At 37.6% G+C, this 15,342-nt stretch carries 14 protein-coding genes; 8 read left to right on the top strand and 6 right to left on the bottom strand.

Going from position 1 to position 15,342, the window contains the following annotated elements; all coding sequences use genetic code 11:
• Positions 1-81 precede the first annotated feature (81 nt).
• Together VXM68_RS00905 and VXM68_RS00900 are read left to right on the top strand one after the other, a co-directional pair.
• Positions 82-1,944 (top strand): von Willebrand factor type A domain-containing protein, encoded by a 1,863-nt coding sequence (locus VXM68_RS00905; protein WP_367210185.1) that lies wholly within the window; start codon positions 82-84, stop codon positions 1,942-1,944.
• Between the two features lie 282 nt (positions 1,945-2,226).
• Positions 2,227-2,637 carry a hypothetical protein gene (locus VXM68_RS00900; protein WP_209578929.1) on the top strand — a complete coding sequence of 137 codons (411 nt, stop codon included), beginning with the start codon at positions 2,227-2,229 and terminating at the stop codon, positions 2,635-2,637.
• Positions 2,638-2,818: 181 nt separating this feature from the next.
• On the opposite strand, the gene VXM68_RS00895 is transcribed toward VXM68_RS00900, so the two are convergent.
• Positions 2,819-3,313 (bottom strand): hypothetical protein, encoded by a 495-nt coding sequence (locus tag VXM68_RS00895; protein WP_209578928.1) that lies wholly within the window; start codon positions 3,311-3,313, stop codon positions 2,819-2,821.
• A 149-nt stretch (positions 3,314-3,462) separates the two neighbouring features.
• On the opposite strand from VXM68_RS00895, the gene VXM68_RS00890 reads away from it, so the two are divergent.
• The gene (locus VXM68_RS00890) at positions 3,463-4,539 is read left to right on the top strand and encodes a fatty acid desaturase (RefSeq protein WP_367210184.1); all 1,077 of its coding nucleotides are present in this window, start codon (positions 3,463-3,465) and stop codon (positions 4,537-4,539) included.
• Here the strand turns inward: VXM68_RS00890 and VXM68_RS00885 are convergent.
• Both VXM68_RS00885 and VXM68_RS00880 read right to left on the bottom strand, forming a co-directional pair.
• Positions 4,536-5,021 carry a helix-turn-helix transcriptional regulator gene (locus VXM68_RS00885; RefSeq protein WP_312331210.1) on the bottom strand — a complete coding sequence of 162 codons (486 nt, stop codon included), beginning with the start codon at positions 5,019-5,021 and terminating at the stop codon, positions 4,536-4,538. The genes VXM68_RS00890 and VXM68_RS00885 overlap by 4 nt on opposite strands.
• A 424-nt stretch (positions 5,022-5,445) precedes the next feature.
• Positions 5,446-5,628 (bottom strand): hypothetical protein, encoded by a 183-nt coding sequence (locus tag VXM68_RS00880; protein ID WP_209578925.1) that lies wholly within the window; start codon positions 5,626-5,628, stop codon positions 5,446-5,448.
• 265 nt (positions 5,629-5,893) lie between these two features.
• On the opposite strand from VXM68_RS00880, the gene VXM68_RS00875 reads away from it, so the two are divergent.
• The gene (locus VXM68_RS00875) at positions 5,894-6,781 is read left to right on the top strand and encodes a sugar phosphate isomerase/epimerase (protein WP_209578924.1); all 888 of its coding nucleotides are present in this window, start codon (positions 5,894-5,896) and stop codon (positions 6,779-6,781) included.
• 116 nt (positions 6,782-6,897) lie between these two features.
• Positions 6,898-7,716, top strand: coding sequence for a universal stress protein (locus tag VXM68_RS00870; RefSeq protein ID WP_293888939.1), 819 nt, complete (start codon positions 6,898-6,900; stop codon positions 7,714-7,716).
• Positions 7,717-7,777: 61 nt separating this feature from the next.
• Here VXM68_RS00870 and VXM68_RS00865 read toward each other — a convergent pair whose 3' ends face one another.
• The 3 genes from VXM68_RS00865 to VXM68_RS00855 form a co-directional block, all read right to left on the bottom strand.
• Positions 7,778-8,218 (bottom strand): hypothetical protein, encoded by a 441-nt coding sequence (locus tag VXM68_RS00865; protein ID WP_312363038.1) that lies wholly within the window; start codon positions 8,216-8,218, stop codon positions 7,778-7,780.
• 84 nt (positions 8,219-8,302) lie between these two features.
• Positions 8,303-8,806: an N-acetyltransferase family protein gene (locus VXM68_RS00860; protein ID WP_367210183.1), complete on the bottom strand. Its 504-nt coding sequence runs from the start codon at positions 8,804-8,806 to the stop codon at positions 8,303-8,305.
• A gap of 12 nt (positions 8,807-8,818) precedes the next feature.
• A complete protein-coding gene (locus VXM68_RS00855) occupies positions 8,819-9,862 on the bottom strand; it encodes a prolyl oligopeptidase family serine peptidase (protein ID WP_294347693.1) in 1,044 nt (347 codons plus the stop codon).
• A gap of 414 nt (positions 9,863-10,276) precedes the next feature.
• On the opposite strand from VXM68_RS00855, the gene VXM68_RS00850 reads away from it, so the two are divergent.
• The 3 genes from VXM68_RS00850 to VXM68_RS00840 all read left to right on the top strand — a co-directional run bounded on the left by VXM68_RS00850 (position 10,277) and on the right by VXM68_RS00840 (position 15,335).
• Positions 10,277-11,551, top strand: a complete 1,275-nt coding sequence (locus VXM68_RS00850; RefSeq protein ID WP_367210182.1) for a C10 family peptidase — start codon at positions 10,277-10,279, stop codon at positions 11,549-11,551.
• A gap of 7 nt (positions 11,552-11,558) precedes the next feature.
• On the top strand, positions 11,559-12,050 hold the full coding sequence (locus tag VXM68_RS00845; protein WP_367210181.1) for a hypothetical protein: 492 nt from the start codon (positions 11,559-11,561) through the stop codon (positions 12,048-12,050).
• Positions 12,051-12,290: 240 nt separating this feature from the next.
• On the top strand, positions 12,291-15,335 hold the full coding sequence (locus VXM68_RS00840) for a hypothetical protein (protein WP_367210180.1): 3,045 nt from the start codon (positions 12,291-12,293) through the stop codon (positions 15,333-15,335).
• The last annotated feature ends 7 nt before the right edge of the window (positions 15,336-15,342 follow it).

Raw genomic sequence — 15,342 nt, 5'->3', positions numbered from 1 at the left:
TATATAGGCTAAAAGTATTTTTTTTTTCTGGTTTATGGAAATTTAATATTTCGTGCATCCCTTGGCAAAAAAATGAATGTTATGAGAACAATACTTTTTGTGATAGGCTTGTTGCTATCCTTGGGCGGATACGCCAAGAACGGATATGAAGTTAGCGGTAAGGTGGTTGATGCATATACGGGAATTGCTCTTGCCGGAGTGCAGGTAAGCAATGTCGTAACTAAAGAGCAGAGCCTGACTGATGATAAAGGAAATTATCGCATCCAGGTTCGGGATGGTAAAAATACCTTGATTTTTAGTTATGTCGGATATCTCGAGCAACGGATCGCGGTCAACCATCGCTCAAAGGTTGATGTGGCGTTGTTGCAGCAAAACAATACACTGGATGAAGTAGTGGTGACCGGATATGAGCGCAAAGTGAAGCGCCAGACGGCACCGATGATGCATGTTAATACAGCCTTGTCTGGACAAGTGTCAAGTTTGTATATCCGAGGGAAGGCATATATGCCGAATCAAAACCAGGAATCTTATCGGAAGGTAAAGGAAAATAAGTTTATCAATCCGCTTAAAGAACCTTTATCAACGTTTGCGGCAGATGTTGATGCCGCCTCTTATAGTAATGTACGTCGTTTTATAAATTCGGGAAGTTTGCCTGAAAAAGATGCGGTACGCGTTGAAGAAATGATCAATTATTTTCAGTATGAGGTGGCTGGACCTAAACATGGTGAGCCTGTAAATATGGTCACTGAATTGACGAAGGCACCCTGGAATAGTGCACATCAACTTATGCGCGTAACGTTAAAAGCGAAAGATATGCCAACGGCAAAGCTTAAAGCTTCCAATTTGGTGTTTTTGATTGATGTTTCTGGATCGATGATGGGGCCGGGGCGTCTGCCTTTAGTAAAAGCTTCGTTGAAGATGTTGGTTGATCAGCTTCGTGACATAGACCATGTGGCTATTGTGACGTATGCCGGCTCGGCAGGGGTAAAATTGGAAAGTACGCCTGGTGATGAAAAGATGAAAATAAAATCGGCTATTGAGGAGCTGGAAGCAGGCGGGAGTACCGCTGGTGCAGCGGGAATTAAGAAGGCTTACGAAATTGCCAAGCAACAATATATCAAAGGTGGAAACAACCGAATTATTTTGGCGAGTGACGGTGATTTCAATGTTGGAGAGTACAGTGACGAATCGATGGAAGAATTGATTGCGAAAGAAAGTAAATCAGGCATTTTCCTTACGGTACTCGGTTATGGCATGGGGAATCTTAAGGACAGTAAGATGGAAATCCTTGCGAACAAAGGTCATGGAAATTACGCTTATATCGATAATATTTCGGAAGCGCGAAAGGCGATGGTGACCGAATTTGGGGGAACGTTGTTTACTGTTGCTAAAGATGTAAAGATTCAGGTCGAATTCAATCCAAGTTATGTGCAGGCCTATCGCTTGGTAGGATATGAAAATCGTATGCTGGAGGCCGAGGATTTTAATAATGATCAAAAGATGGGCGGTGATATGGGCGTAGGCCACGTGGTGACAGCCTTGTATGAAATTGTACCTGTCGGGGTTGAGTCGGGAATGGTCGGAACGGTAGATCCATTAAAATGTCAGCAGCATGCAAATGCTGCAACCGGACGTAGAAATGCTGAACTGGCAACAGTTAAATTTCGGTACAAAGAGCCTGAAGGGCAGAAAAGTAAGTTGCAGCAAAAGGTGGTAGGGACTGCGGTAACCGAGTTGAACAATGTGAGTGACGATTTACGCTTTGCAACAGCGGTAGCGGAACTTGGTTTACTACTTCGTGATTCTGATTTTAAGCAAAAGGCCAATTTTGACCAGCTGATCGTGCGCGCAAAAGCTTCCAAAGGAAAAGACGAGGAAGGTTATCGGGCTGAATTTATCCGTATGGCTGAAAATGCGCGAGACTTATTGAGATCGAAGGAATAGATAGGAAGAGCATATCTAAAACTATTTTCAGCAGCGAAAACCGAAAGGCTGCTGCTGAAAATAGTTTTGTTTTGAGGATCATAGATAAAAAAGTAAATAAAATCTATATTTTTAAGCCATAAATAAAAGGAACGTACTTTACTCCTGAGAGTGATGCTACATACTGTTCTGCGCGGGTGATAAATGGGATGGATTGTTTTGGTGAATAGCGATCACTTGTAAAGGAATCGGCCTGGCTGTCGATGTTGAAGTAAATATGCGAGAATAAAAAATAATAGATAAATGAAAAATTTCTTCTTGTGCTTTCTTTTGGCAATTGGTATAGTAATACCCACAACAGCCCAAAAGGCGGGTTTGAATAAACAGCAGACGATGGCCTATATTAACAAGCTGTATAAAGTTGCTTACCATTATAAAGATACAAAAATTGATACGGTGACGGTAGATGGGAAAGTGCTGACAGTCTTTCTTTCCAGTGGCCAGCATTTTCGAAGTGATATTGCGAAATCAGATGTACTTGTCATTGCTAGGGTAAAATCAGGTTATCAAATTCGATTCAAGTCGTCGCCAAGCACGGATGAAATTTTATGGGCTATCCAAACAGAAGATGACGCCAAGCGTCTGAAAAATGCGCTGGAGCATCTGATTAAAATCGTAAAAACAGAGAAAAAGATAGATCCTTTCAGTAGTTAAGTATTTTTAGATGCTTTCTGGTCTGATGAATACAAGAATGTTCGGCAAGGTATGCGCTTGCGTTTACGCGAATAGATTCGTGTAAATACGTGCTATAATTTATAATTCTTAGGTTGCACAATAAAGCAGACCCGATGAAAGATCTGCTTGAATTGATATGTATTAGAAGTTGGCTGCTACGTTAAACCAGTATTAAGATCAATAATGGAATTAAGGCGACCATAGAAAACATCAATGTAGTACGCTTTTGCAGATATAAACTTATAGATAAGATCAATTCACTGTTTTCGCAGCTTTCTATTTTGCCGCCATTAGATAGCGAAGAGGATTTGATTTCTACAACTTTTCCTAGCTCATCTTCAATTTGCCATGCGGTCATCCACCTATTTTTAGGGCTCCATGTGTATTTTTTATTGATCAGGCTAATGGTCGCTTTACTCTTCCAGGAATTGTATTCAATATCACCGATCAGCTCATTGTTTTGATTTCGAATCTCTGTGTATGGATTGAAAAGCCCTTTATTTATGAATCGATACTTGTCTTTATGGATAGAAACATGCGCATCTAAGTTCCAATCAATAGATTCGAGGCTACCGATCACAGCATCATTGCAATAGAGGATAGACTTTGTTCCGAATAAATTATTTTTCCAGTTATAAATTGATTTCTTTTCCATTACTGTGTATGTTTATATGTTGATTTTAATTTATTAGTAGCCTATCAGCTCATTTTGTTACAGCGCGTTGAAATATTTTTTTGCGGAAGTTTTTGCGGCAGCATTCACAAGGCCTAGTATAGGGTAAGTGCACCAAAAAATCCCTATTTTTGCAGAAAAAACAAATTGAATTGACACATTACGAAAAGTCGAGCCAGATCAGGAAAGAGATAAATCAGTCCTATCAGCAGCTTAAAGGAATATACCCCATATTAAAACGTCAGAACAGCATTGGAATGTCCATATTTGCAATCGCAATCCTAGCGGTTCTCTTTGTATCGATCGGTTGGTATCGTGCAGTTGTACCGACATGGTTAATGATAATTAGCAACGCATTTTTTATGGGCGTATTGCACGAGATTGAACACGATCTAATTCATTGGCTATATTTTAAAAAACAGAGAGGTATTCATCATTTTATGCTTTTTAGTGTATGGATTTTAAGGCCATTGACTGTCAATCCTTGGATTCGCAGAACATTGCACCATCATCACCATAAGTTTTCGGGTACGTTGCACGATGTTGAGGAGCGTAGTGTGACAAATGGAGAACGTTGGTCTCTAAAGCGTCTTTTGACAACCCCGGATGTTGTATTAGGAGGACTTTTTCGCCTTCATCGAATGTTTAGCGATATGGATAAGGAAGTCGTAAATGGAAATCTAAAATTAGAGACTTCTTCTAAACTAAAACGAATTATGTTTTTGAGCATTGTTCCCGTTACGATTTTTGCACATGTGGTATTATATCTCTATTTCGCAGACTCGCTAATGACTTGGTTAAATGCATTTTTCGAGTTAGATTTGAGTTTTCCACAGTATGTTGATAACATGTTAATAAGTTTTGATGGGTTAATTTATGTTATTCTTTTACCAAACATGTTACGTCAATTTTGCTTACACTTTATTACATCAAATATGCATTACTTTGGTGATGTTGAAGCAGGAAATGTCATGGAGCAGACACAGGTACTGACAGTTTGGTGGACTTTTCCGATGCAATTGTTCTGTTTCTTTTTTGGCTGGACCCACAGCATTCATCATTTTGTGGTTAACGAAACCTTTTACGTAAGGCATATTGGTCGTAAGGCAGCTCAGGATATCTTACGTCGATATGGTGTTCGTTTTAATGATTTGGGAACATTTAGGAGGGCAAACCGTTTTCGTGAACTTTCCAAAAGAGAAGTTTAGCGCTTTTCTCTAGTTTTTTTACGGTAAGTTTTAAAATTTCCATGTTGTCGGTAAACAAGTGTTCCCTCTTCGCAATAGTTTGATAGGTAGACGGAAAACTTGTTACTCTCGCTCTTATCAACTCCCAGTTCAATCAATACATCAGAAACACGTCTTTCGGTGTCAAAAAAATCGGATTGATAGACGAGACTATCTAATTTTTTGCTCAGTGTAATTCGCTCTTGCGCCTCTGGAGGTAGCGAATATGGCGATTTGAATACAATATCATGTTGAAAAAAGAGTGCTGGTTGAATTTCGAGACTGCGGCACAGGGTTAAAAAATTTGTGAACGTTAGGTCTTTACCTTTTTCAATACCGTTAAGTGTTCCTGTTGAAATACCCGTTATATGTGATAGGTCGCGCAATGAGTAATATAAATCATTTCGTTTTGCTCTAAAGCGTAACCCAATCTTTTCAAGTAATTGTTTGTCTTCGTCCGTCATACAACGAATTGAATGACAATTTGCGCAAAATATCGTTTATTATTTTGATTAAAAATTTGTATTTGATTTGTTTTAATCTTATGTTTGTTATAACGGCCTTTCATAGGGAGGAAGGGATCTATATACACCCTACATCGCCTACCCCATGTTAACTAGTCTGGAACAGGATTAGCTTATCAGGCGGGGATATGGAAAAACAACAATATAAATTGAAACTATCATTTTACTGGCATTGTTTACTGCGGATTTATTGTGTCGAGTTTATTTTATGATAGTTGGCTAGCATTTAATCACGATGGCAACTGTTGGTCCAGCCAACAGCATATTTACCGTTCTTGAAAAAACAATTTCCTAGCTTCGGTTTCAAAAAATCCGTCAAATTATGCCGAAGCTATGGAAGTTGTCTATTGGCGGAAGTTCTTTATTATTTTCCACTCATAAAATAATATATGATATAAAATACGATCAATAGGCATACCGCGATAATAAGTGTGCGCTTGATGTTTCTGCCAGCTGGTAAATCATCCTTTTCTTCGACGGCCACTTCGGGTAGTTTCTCCTCCTGCTTGTGGTCGCTATGTTCGGGCGTATTATACTTATTTTCCATAATTAAAAATGTTAATTTACATCACTAGAACAGTGCTGATGGATAAATCGTTGAGTTTGCCTTATAATTTTAATTGGATAATAACTCCTTTATGAGCTGTTATTTTGTATATAATATCAAATAAAGGCATTAAAAGATTGTGTTTTTTCCAGTATTTACATACATTGCAGATACATTTAACACAACACCCTAAATAATCTCTGAGCATTGCGTTTGCAGAAGATTGTGCGTTGGATGAAGTCTATAAAAAATAATTGAGCATTAAATGAAAAGAAGAACTCTTATCGGAACATTGGTAGCTGGATGTATGATGTTGGCTATTACTCCAACATTTGCGCAACGAAAAGCTGCAAAAAAGGAAATCGGTCTACAGTTATACTCTGTACGTGAAGAAATAGGGAAGAACCCAAATTTCGACCAGATTCTGCAAAAGATCGCTGCGTTAGGCTATACAGGAGTGGAAGCTGCTGGATATAAGGATGGCAAATTATATAATTTGAGTCCACAGGAGTTTAAAGCAAAAGTGGAAAAGGCGGGAATGAAGGTAATTTCATCACACGCAACGAAGACTTTGTCAGAAAAAGAGCTATCTTCTGGAGATTTTACGGAATCTTTAAAATGGTGGGATGAGTGTATCGCTACGCATAAAGCTGCGGGAATGAAATACATTGTTACACCTTGGATGGAGGTTCCTAAAACACTAAAAGATCTGGAAACACAATGTCGCTATCTGGATGCGGTGGGCGCCAAATGCCGCCAGCAGGGAATCGTATACGGATATCACAACCACTCACACGAATTTAAAAAAGTGGAAGATAAAGTGATGTACGATTATATGATCGAGCATACAAATCCTGAGAATGTATTTTTTGAAATGGACGTATATTGGGCAGTAATGGGGCAGGTCAGCCCTGTGGATTATTTTAATAAATATGCGGGTAGATTTAAAGCATTACATATTAAAGACCACCGTGAAATTGGTCAGAGCGGTATGGTGGGATTTGATGCGATTTTTAACAACTCAAATGCGGCGGGATTACAATATATCTTTGTTGAGCTGGAAGAAACCCGTAATGATATCTATACTGGTCTACAGCAAAGTATCGATTATTTGAAAAAGGCCCCTTTTGTTAAAGCAAGCTATTTAAAATAAGAAGTGTCGGGAGAAAATTGACGCTGTTTCGACAATAATCCATTTGATTGATTTATTATTTTTCGGTAACTTGAAGATCATAAAAGGGAATTTTTTTTCATTTAAAATTGGATGATATGAAGCGGATTATTGTTGCTACAGATTATGCGGAGGAGGCAGAGCATGCCTTAAAATTTATTATGGAAGTATTTGCTGGAAAAGAGTATGAACTCGTTTTATTTTCCCTTCAAAATCCTTCAATTCATGCGATGAACGCTCGGCTTTCTCCCGATTCTATGTTTAAAATAGTTGAACATCAAAGCAAGATTCTACAACATAAGGCCGATGCTATTACTGCTGAGAGCGGTGTTGTGGCTATTCCATATCTAGCTGCAGGTCTATTTTACGATCAAATGACCAAATGTATCGAAGAGACAGGGGCCGATTTGTTAGTGATGGGTATGGCTAAACGTTCTTTTGATCAGGATATGCTTGGTAATACGACAACTGCAGCTATTAGTAAATTAAAAATACCGATCCTTTCTATTCCGCTTGGCGCAAAATTTACGGGTCTTCAGCATATTCTTTTTGCCTGTGATGTCGTTCGTGGTGTGCAAAAAGAAATTTTAGAAAAAGTGAAGGATTTTGCGAGTGATTTTGGGGCAGTATTGGAGGTACTCAATATCCGTAAGACCGTTGAGCAGCTGAATGAAGAAAAAGGAAGGGAAACACGGGAGGCCATCAACGATGTGATGGGAATTGTAAGTTATTACTACAAAAATGTAACCTCCAATGAGGTTGTAAAAGCCATTCGTGACGAAGTTAAAGAAAGCAATACGGATCTGCTGGTTATGATTCCCTATAAGTATGGTTTTTGGAGTTCATTGACCCATCGAAGTAAGACTCGTATGATGGCATCGGGGTTGGATATTCCATTGCTGACGATTTCGATTTAATCTTTTAACACCATTGGCCCTGCAGAACTAAGTTCAGAGGGCCTTATTTTAGTTTGGTATATTATAGAATTGGTAATATTTTGTCCCAAATCTGCTGGTAAAATTTATTATCTCGAATAATTCCCTTATCCAGATCATAATAATTTGGTGATTCAGAACTACCTCCCCTACGACGTTCTATTAGAAATATATTGAGGACTATCTTTGAACTGCCCCCTTTTAACGGGGTTATCAAAAAATTTGTAATTATTTTTTCACCTTCTTTATTGCTAAGCAGCTTCTTGTTTTCAAAGTAAGCACTGGTCTGAACGAATCCAGAGGATCGATCCAATTGTGAAATAAAATACCCGCCATCTTGAAGCGCTTGTATGATTTTGGTATACGTCGAGTCGCTTGCGATTGTGACAGTTTTTGTCCGTTCAGGGTTTTGGGCCAACAGAGAGCTGGAAAGGAAGAATAGTTGAGCGATCGCCAGCAGAGAGATTTGGATTAAGCGTTTCATATGACAGGATTATAAATCGTATGTTGTTTAAGCTTTAAGTTAACCATTTATTTTAAGTAATGGCTTTTACTTGTAGGACATTGTCTACTTAATCCTTATTCCCAGTATCTTTAAGCTTCGCTCTTCCTGATCGAGCGTTGCAATATTGGGTAAATTGGCCCATTCCTCGAATCCCATTTTCTCAAACAACGCGATGCTGGCAAGATTGTGCGCGAAGATAAATCCCAACAAGGTGTGTACGCCGAAATCCGCTGCTTTGTCTATGCAATATTGTAGAATCTGTTTACCCAATCCTCGGCCTCGGTGTTTTTCATTCAAATAGATACTGATTTCTACTGTGGCATCATAAGCCGGACGACCATAGAACGATTGGAAACTAACCCATCCAAGGAGTTGATTATTTTGATCTTCTACCATCCATAAAGGTCTTTTCGAAGCGTTGTGTTCATCAAACCATTTTTGTCTACTCGCAACAGATACAGGTTCGGTGTCTGCTGTGACCATACGAGATGCAATTGTTGAATTGTATATTTCTACGATGTATGGTAAATCATGTTGTTCGGCGTTGCGAAATTTTAATTGATTCATGGATTTTATTGTTTAATTGCTGTTCGCTGTTGTTTTTTGCTCTAATGTCCAAGCTAGAAAGTCTGTCATGACGTCCTTCCAATGTGGTTTTTTGTAATCGGGCCTACCATCATTCTGAACTTCAAAATAATTATGCTCGAGATTGTAATATCTTTTTATCGTCAGGTTGTTTTTGTGATTTCTTATAAAATAGAGTGGTGCTAGATCATTTAATTCAGCTACAATGTCTTCTGTGCCGGAGACCAGATAGATTGGGTAGTCAAATCCCAATAGCTCATCAATAACAGGTTGTGAAAATGACTTCCAGGAGCGCAAATTGGGATTGTTTTTTAATTTCTCCGGGTTGTTGGCATCTTTATAAAACGCATAGGTTTGTTCAATTTTTTGAGAGGCTTGTTGCCAGGTAATTTTTCCTTTTTGGACATCGCGCTTTGCTTGCCGTATATCTTGGTCTATCCGCCCAAACAAATTTGTCCCTGATAAACCCAGTTTGCTGACTTTTTTATATTTATTGGCTAGTTTGGCGGCTACATGTCCACCTTGGGAATGTCCAAATACTGTTAATTGCGAATTATCTACCCAAGGTTGTTTGCTCAGGTAATCTAATACGGAAACTGCTCGATTCACATAATTATCGAGATAGTCTGCTTCTTGATAAGCTCTACTAGGGATATTTTTATCTTTAGAGTCGCCATAATACCAATAGGAATCATTAAGCTGCGATTCATCGACGATAACAGGCGTTTCTGGCATGGAAATGACGATGAGATGGTACAATTTTATGATATCCTGGTAGTTAAAGTTGGTTAGTCCACCCCCAAAAAGACTTAAACCTTCTTTTTTATAATTAAAGTATAGTGGTATGGGCAAGGAGCCCTGACAAAACAAAAATAGAGGCTTTTTGCTTTTTGGAGCTGGATCAATGACTAAAAAATCAATTTTACTATTTGGAGTTTCAAGTGTAAAAACAGTTGACTCATTGTTGATAACGCTTGTTTTCTGTCCGAAGGCAGCCTGTGACATTAATAATGAACAGATAAAAAAAATGAATTTCATGAAGATCAGCTATCTAGTATACTTGTTATTGCCAAACTTATATAAATTGAATTTTATATCCAATAGCATAATATTCATTTAGGAGTGATTTGCATGTAAATAGAATCTCTCGGAAAGGGGCTGGAGAAGACGTCTTTGTTGTTATATGTGACCACTGGCTCTAATTTTATTTTTGCATGCGGTGATATTGTATCATCTCATTGAATTTTTGGTTTAGCTGTTATAATCTCTTTGATCTTATATCGGCCCTATATCACTTATCATCGGTGGTAAAATCGGATTTGAATTATCCAATAGTTAGGTTATCTAGCTTATAATGCATTTTATCTAGGCCAAAATACAGTTCGTCGAGATTTTTTCTAGATACTCTCTGATATAAATACTTTTGGCCAATATTAACTTTTATCATTCTAAATGAAGAAGCTATTTATTTTATTTTTGGGCGGTCTTTTCCTAGTCTCATGTAAGAATCAAGGAATCGAAGCTGATGCATTAAACAGGGACGAGTATTACATACCATTGGGTGAAAGTATTAAAGTCGCAGATTCTCTGCATTATTTTATTTTAGGAGATGCTAATAAAAAGGCGTCTACTAAATCCAAGATTGGAAATACCAATGCCACTTTAAAAAAGGAAATTCTATCGGAAAATGGGACGCCATTAATGCGTGTTTTTAATTACGGGAAGGGGGGATTTATCATTTTGGCTGCAGATCGTCGGGCTAATCCGGTATTAGCATATTCCGATGAGACAAACTTTCCCTCCGATACTTTACCAGCCGCAACGGAAGCATGGTTATATGAAAATAAACTTCAGATAGAAGAGTTAAAATCATGCACAAGAGAAAATGTGAATGGAGAAAACCTTTTGAAAAAGGGGAATTATGTCAAGCTTTTAGGAGGGGAAGTTCCAACAGTTAATGTAAAAAGAGCATCTATTGAAAAAGTCGCTGGATTTTTCCCTCCGGCAGGAGGATGTGAACCAACGGGATTTGAAAAAGGTCCACTTTTGCAGACAACTTGGAATCAATCTGGCGGCTATAACAATTTAATGCCTGATATGTCTTGTACCCCTTACTCTTGTAATGGAAAAGCGTATACAGGCTGTGTAGCTACAGCAATGTCCCAGGTGATGAGATATCATCAATATCCTGCTTCATATAATTATAGTATTATGCCAAATGCAGTTTCAAGTTATTTAGATGTTTCATCAGGAGCTAATGAAATCTCTAAGTTAATGAGAGACGTAGCCAATTCTGTAGATTCACAACCGGATTGTGATGGCACAGGTGCTGCTTCTAATCTAAATGATATTCCATACGCCTTAGAAAATACTTTCGGCTATTCAGTCACAGCGACAGCAACTGACTTTAATTATAATACCGTAAAAAGTGAAATTCAAGCCAATCGTCCAGTAATCTTAAGTGGATATAAGGATAAAAGTGGATTTATTTTTCATACATTTAAAGGAGGCCATGTCTGGGTAGCAGATGGTGTTCGTGGTGGTACAAGCTGTGGTGAGCAAAATCCTGATGGTACATGGACAGGTGGTGCTTCCTTCCTGTACTTTCATATGAACTGGGGTTGGGGAGGTTCAAACAATGGATGGTTTGGGTTCGCTAGTGCTGATGCAGGCGGAGGTTATAATTTCCAATATAAAAGAGGTATGGTTTATTCAATTAAAAAATAACGACAATATGTACAAATTAGGATTACTATTGATACTATTTACTTTATTTTCTTGTGAAAAGAAGGAGGAAAAATGTTGTATGAATGTTGAGAGCCAAGTATTATTAAACTTGACTAACGAAGATAGTAACAATATTTTTGAGTTAAACGAAGGGGCAAAAGCGCTCAATGATCTGGATTTATATTATGTTGATAAATCAGGCAATCGGGAAATTCAAAACCATTCTAATCTTGATATCCCCAAAAATATGCAAATTATCGATTGGGAAGTGCCTAAACAGAAAATATTAAAAGTCTTTGGAAATCTTACTCCGCAAAGTGACGGTTATGCTGAAAGTATATTAGTGGTAAAGGGATACTTGGAAGTTTCAATAAAATTAAAAATAGAAAGCACCGATTCCTATAAAGGTTATTCACAATTATTGGTGAATGGAAAGGAGATTTCAAAAGGTCAACTTGGACGTCCTATTTCTGTTAAACTAACTACGTTGTCGGAATAGGACTTCCCAAAATTAAATTTCATAGTTAGGGTTTTAGGTAAACCACCATTAGTTTATTTAATGGTGGTTTTTTATTTTATGTAGAATAATGCCATTTTATAACCTTAATTAATGAACATAAAATATAACATCGTGTAGATTGGGTGTTTCGTATGGGTCAAAATTGAGTTGGTCGAGATTATTTATTTATTTGGTGAATTTGATGTAGTTTTTCGGAAGTTTAGCCAAATATGAAACAACATGAAGAGAAATTTGATCAAAATCCTAGTTTTTTTGCTTGCGTTGATTTTCAACGTGCATCCTATTTTCGCTCAAGGAGTTGAAGAAAATCCTGAAGTTCGAAATTATTTGAATAATATGTTCTCAACCTTGGATAAATCTAAGGTTCCAAATGGATTATTAAAAGATTATGCTTTCGACTTAACTGATTTGGATAAATTTACGGGTGCAGATCTTAATGATAAAAATTATGTTGATAAAGAAATCTACAGTTATCTTTTAAGAACTATTAGATCTTCTGCTGTAGGAACTAAACCATTTGGGGATGTCAGTCAAATCCTTGTATCCCAGCAAAGTGTTGGCACCAATAATGTTGTATCACTTGGTGGATTGGCTTATCAATATAGCTACATTAATGAAAATGCTATTTCAGATCAATTGATAAATTATTCTAATGGTAAGGTTTCTGATAAGACAGTTAATGGTGTTTGGAAGAATCCCTATTCATCAAAATATGTTGTAGGTTTTGCTCCTCATGATAGTATTTTCAAAGCAAATTTACTCACCTTCAAATTAAATAGTAATACCTGGTTTTCTAATTTATCGGTAAGTAAAATAGAGATTGATTACGGTACTGGCTACAAAGTAATAACTGTTGGGGGAAGTTTGTCAGCATCATTTACTTCTGGTGGGCGCAAAGAAATAAAAATGCGTGTAACGTTAACCGATGGACAGCAACTTGTATCACATTCTTCAATTCAGGTAAGTTCCGCCATGTCGCTGAGAACATTTTCTGATCCCGACCTAACGTCCTATAAAAAAATATTTACGGGAGCGGCTTATAAGGGGGTAAGTACAACAGCAAGAGTATTTGTAAAGACTAGGAACGGCCCAATTCGTGACCCATTTATAATAGTGGAAGGTTTTGATCCTATTCTAGGACATGAATTTGGGTCCCAAAGAATGGATAATACATATCCATATCTTCGTGCAGACATTCAGGCTAATTATGATATTATTTACGTAGACTGGGCACAAAGTGAACAGTATATTCAAGCAAATGCTAATACATTGAAAGATGTTATTCAATGGGTAAATAGTCAGAAGCAACTTTCAGGAAGTACTTCAGGCAATGTGGTAATGGGATCAAGTATGGGAGGTCTTGTTGTTCGGTATGCTCTTAAGACAATGGAAAATCAAAATCTTACCCACCAAACTTCGGTCTATGTCAGTCATGATGCCCCACATTTAGGAGCTAATATTCCAATCGGAGCACTTTATGCATTACATGGAATAGGTAGTTTCTTGGAAAATCAATTAAACTTAGGTAATATCTATAATCTGGCTACTGGAACGCCTCTTGAATATATGCTTAAGCAGGTTCATTCTCCCGCTGCACGCCAGATGTTAGTAAATTATGTGGATTTTGGTGGCAATTTAAACAATACAGATCATAATTTATGGCAGCAAGAATTAAACACTCTAGGCTTTCCGCAAGGTGATCCCAATAGAGCATTTAGGATGATAGCACTTGCTAATGGTAGCTATGCCCAAGGAACTATTCCTTCATCTTACCTTACTGCAAATGCCACTGCTAGCACTGACCTATTGGATGTTGCAAATATAATAACTGGAGGTATGTCTGCCTTTTTTGTCGGCAGTGTATTAAATGATTTTTGGGCGGGGGCGTTATCTTTGGTTCCAGGGAAGAGTACAATAAAAGGCACTCTTGAAATTTTTCCGGGCACTTCAGCTGGCAACCGTGTAACAAATCTCAACTTTAAATTCATTAAAAAATTCCTTTGGACAGTCCCTGTAACAAGGACCATTTTTTCTTATGAAAAAAATATGCATAGTGGTCTTAATTTTGATGCTTTTCCAAGCTCTCAATTCATAACAAATAGAAGTCTTAATGCCGATGAACCATTTGTTCCTAAGGTGCCGATTCTGGGGAGATATAGTTATGCTGTAAGTACATCTGAAAGTATTCCATTTGTTCCAACTTCCAGTGCTTTAGCAGTCGGAGGAGGAACAAATGCTCTCACGGCCGCTCTTTTTACGACAAAACCAACTTCAACTAGCACTCCTTTTGGAGGGAATTTTAGAATTCGTGAGATTAGCTCTGGTTCGCATATTGCATTATCGGACGAAGAAGTTAGCTGGTTGTACGCTCAACTGAAAATGGGTATTGATGGTCCTAAACTAGCTAAAACTGGAACCCAATATAAAGTGATAAACCCATTAAGTGGTTCAATTATTTGGAGTACCTCCAACTCAAGTATTGCCACGATAAGTTCTAGTGGGATATTAACTGCTGTAGGTAAGGGGATAGTGGATATTAAAGCAAAGGTTGGAACAACTGAAATTTCTACTCGGGTTGCTGTTGGTATACCGCGTTTTGTTTTAGCAAATGTGAAACGTGACCCTGGTTTTTATACGATTAAAGCTAATTGTATTGATACAGAACCAGGGTATGCTGAATTTCTATTAAATAATAGGGATTTGATTGTTTATCAATGGGGGATAAAAACAGAAAATCAGTCAATTCAATGGACAGACAGTGAATCTTCCGAAGTTAAATTGAGTACGACAGAAGATACCGAAAACACCACCATATATTTAAAGATTAAAGATTATAACGGTAATGTCAGTAGTCCAATATTTGTAAGGATTACAGGCTATGATATCTATGACGTTGGCTTTAGGACATTCATTTTAAATAAAAATGGGCAACTTTTTACCGATACAGGATATGAGCTATATTATGAAGGGACAGGTATGCCTCTGGTTTTCAGGAGTACTTCTTTTGATGAATTTAGTAATGCGGAATGGAGTCCATTAGCGGGAACAATTATCAATGATCAACAGACACAATGGGTTGTGCCATGGTATACTAGCTTCTACATAAAGGATATCATCACATTGGAAGAAATAGAGCGGATTAAATCGACTTTTACAAATGATCAGGTGGCAATTTATACTTTTTATTTGTTGAACTATGATGGACAAATTATCCAAAAGACTCCGCTATCTGTTATTTATAAAGCAAACTATCCGAATCCATAAAATTTAT

It is taken from the genome of Sphingobacterium sp. R2, assembly GCF_040760075.1.
In the GTDB taxonomy this organism is placed as follows: domain Bacteria; phylum Bacteroidota; class Bacteroidia; order Sphingobacteriales; family Sphingobacteriaceae; genus Sphingobacterium.
The sequence above is the reverse complement of the archived record's forward strand: the minus strand, read 5'-3'. Positions and strand labels throughout refer to the sequence as shown.

Excerpts from the sequence above, each read along its gene's own strand:
- VXM68_RS00905 (WP_367210185.1), top strand. The coding sequence starts at position 82 with ATGAGAACAATACTTTTTGTGATAGGCTTGTTGCTATCCTTGGGCGGA.
- VXM68_RS00900 (WP_209578929.1), top strand. The coding sequence starts at position 2,227 with ATGAAAAATTTCTTCTTGTGCTTTCTTTTGGCAATTGGTATAGTAATA.
- VXM68_RS00895 (WP_209578928.1), bottom strand. The coding sequence starts at position 3,313 with ATGGAAAAGAAATCAATTTATAACTGGAAAAATAATTTATTCGGAACA.
- VXM68_RS00885 (WP_312331210.1), bottom strand. The coding sequence starts at position 5,021 with ATGACGGACGAAGACAAACAATTACTTGAAAAGATTGGGTTACGCTTT.
- VXM68_RS00880 (WP_209578925.1), bottom strand. The coding sequence starts at position 5,628 with ATGGAAAATAAGTATAATACGCCCGAACATAGCGACCACAAGCAGGAG.
- VXM68_RS00875 (WP_209578924.1), top strand. The coding sequence starts at position 5,894 with ATGAAAAGAAGAACTCTTATCGGAACATTGGTAGCTGGATGTATGATG.
- VXM68_RS00870 (WP_293888939.1), top strand. The coding sequence starts at position 6,898 with ATGAAGCGGATTATTGTTGCTACAGATTATGCGGAGGAGGCAGAGCAT.
- VXM68_RS00865 (WP_312363038.1), bottom strand. The coding sequence starts at position 8,218 with ATGAAACGCTTAATCCAAATCTCTCTGCTGGCGATCGCTCAACTATTC.
- VXM68_RS00860 (WP_367210183.1), bottom strand. The coding sequence starts at position 8,806 with ATGAATCAATTAAAATTTCGCAACGCCGAACAACATGATTTACCATAC.
- VXM68_RS00855 (WP_294347693.1), bottom strand. The coding sequence starts at position 9,862 with ATGAAATTCATTTTTTTTATCTGTTCATTATTAATGTCACAGGCTGCC.
- VXM68_RS00850 (WP_367210182.1), top strand. The coding sequence starts at position 10,277 with ATGAAGAAGCTATTTATTTTATTTTTGGGCGGTCTTTTCCTAGTCTCA.
- VXM68_RS00845 (WP_367210181.1), top strand. The coding sequence starts at position 11,559 with ATGTACAAATTAGGATTACTATTGATACTATTTACTTTATTTTCTTGT.
- VXM68_RS00840 (WP_367210180.1), top strand. The coding sequence starts at position 12,291 with ATGAAGAGAAATTTGATCAAAATCCTAGTTTTTTTGCTTGCGTTGATT.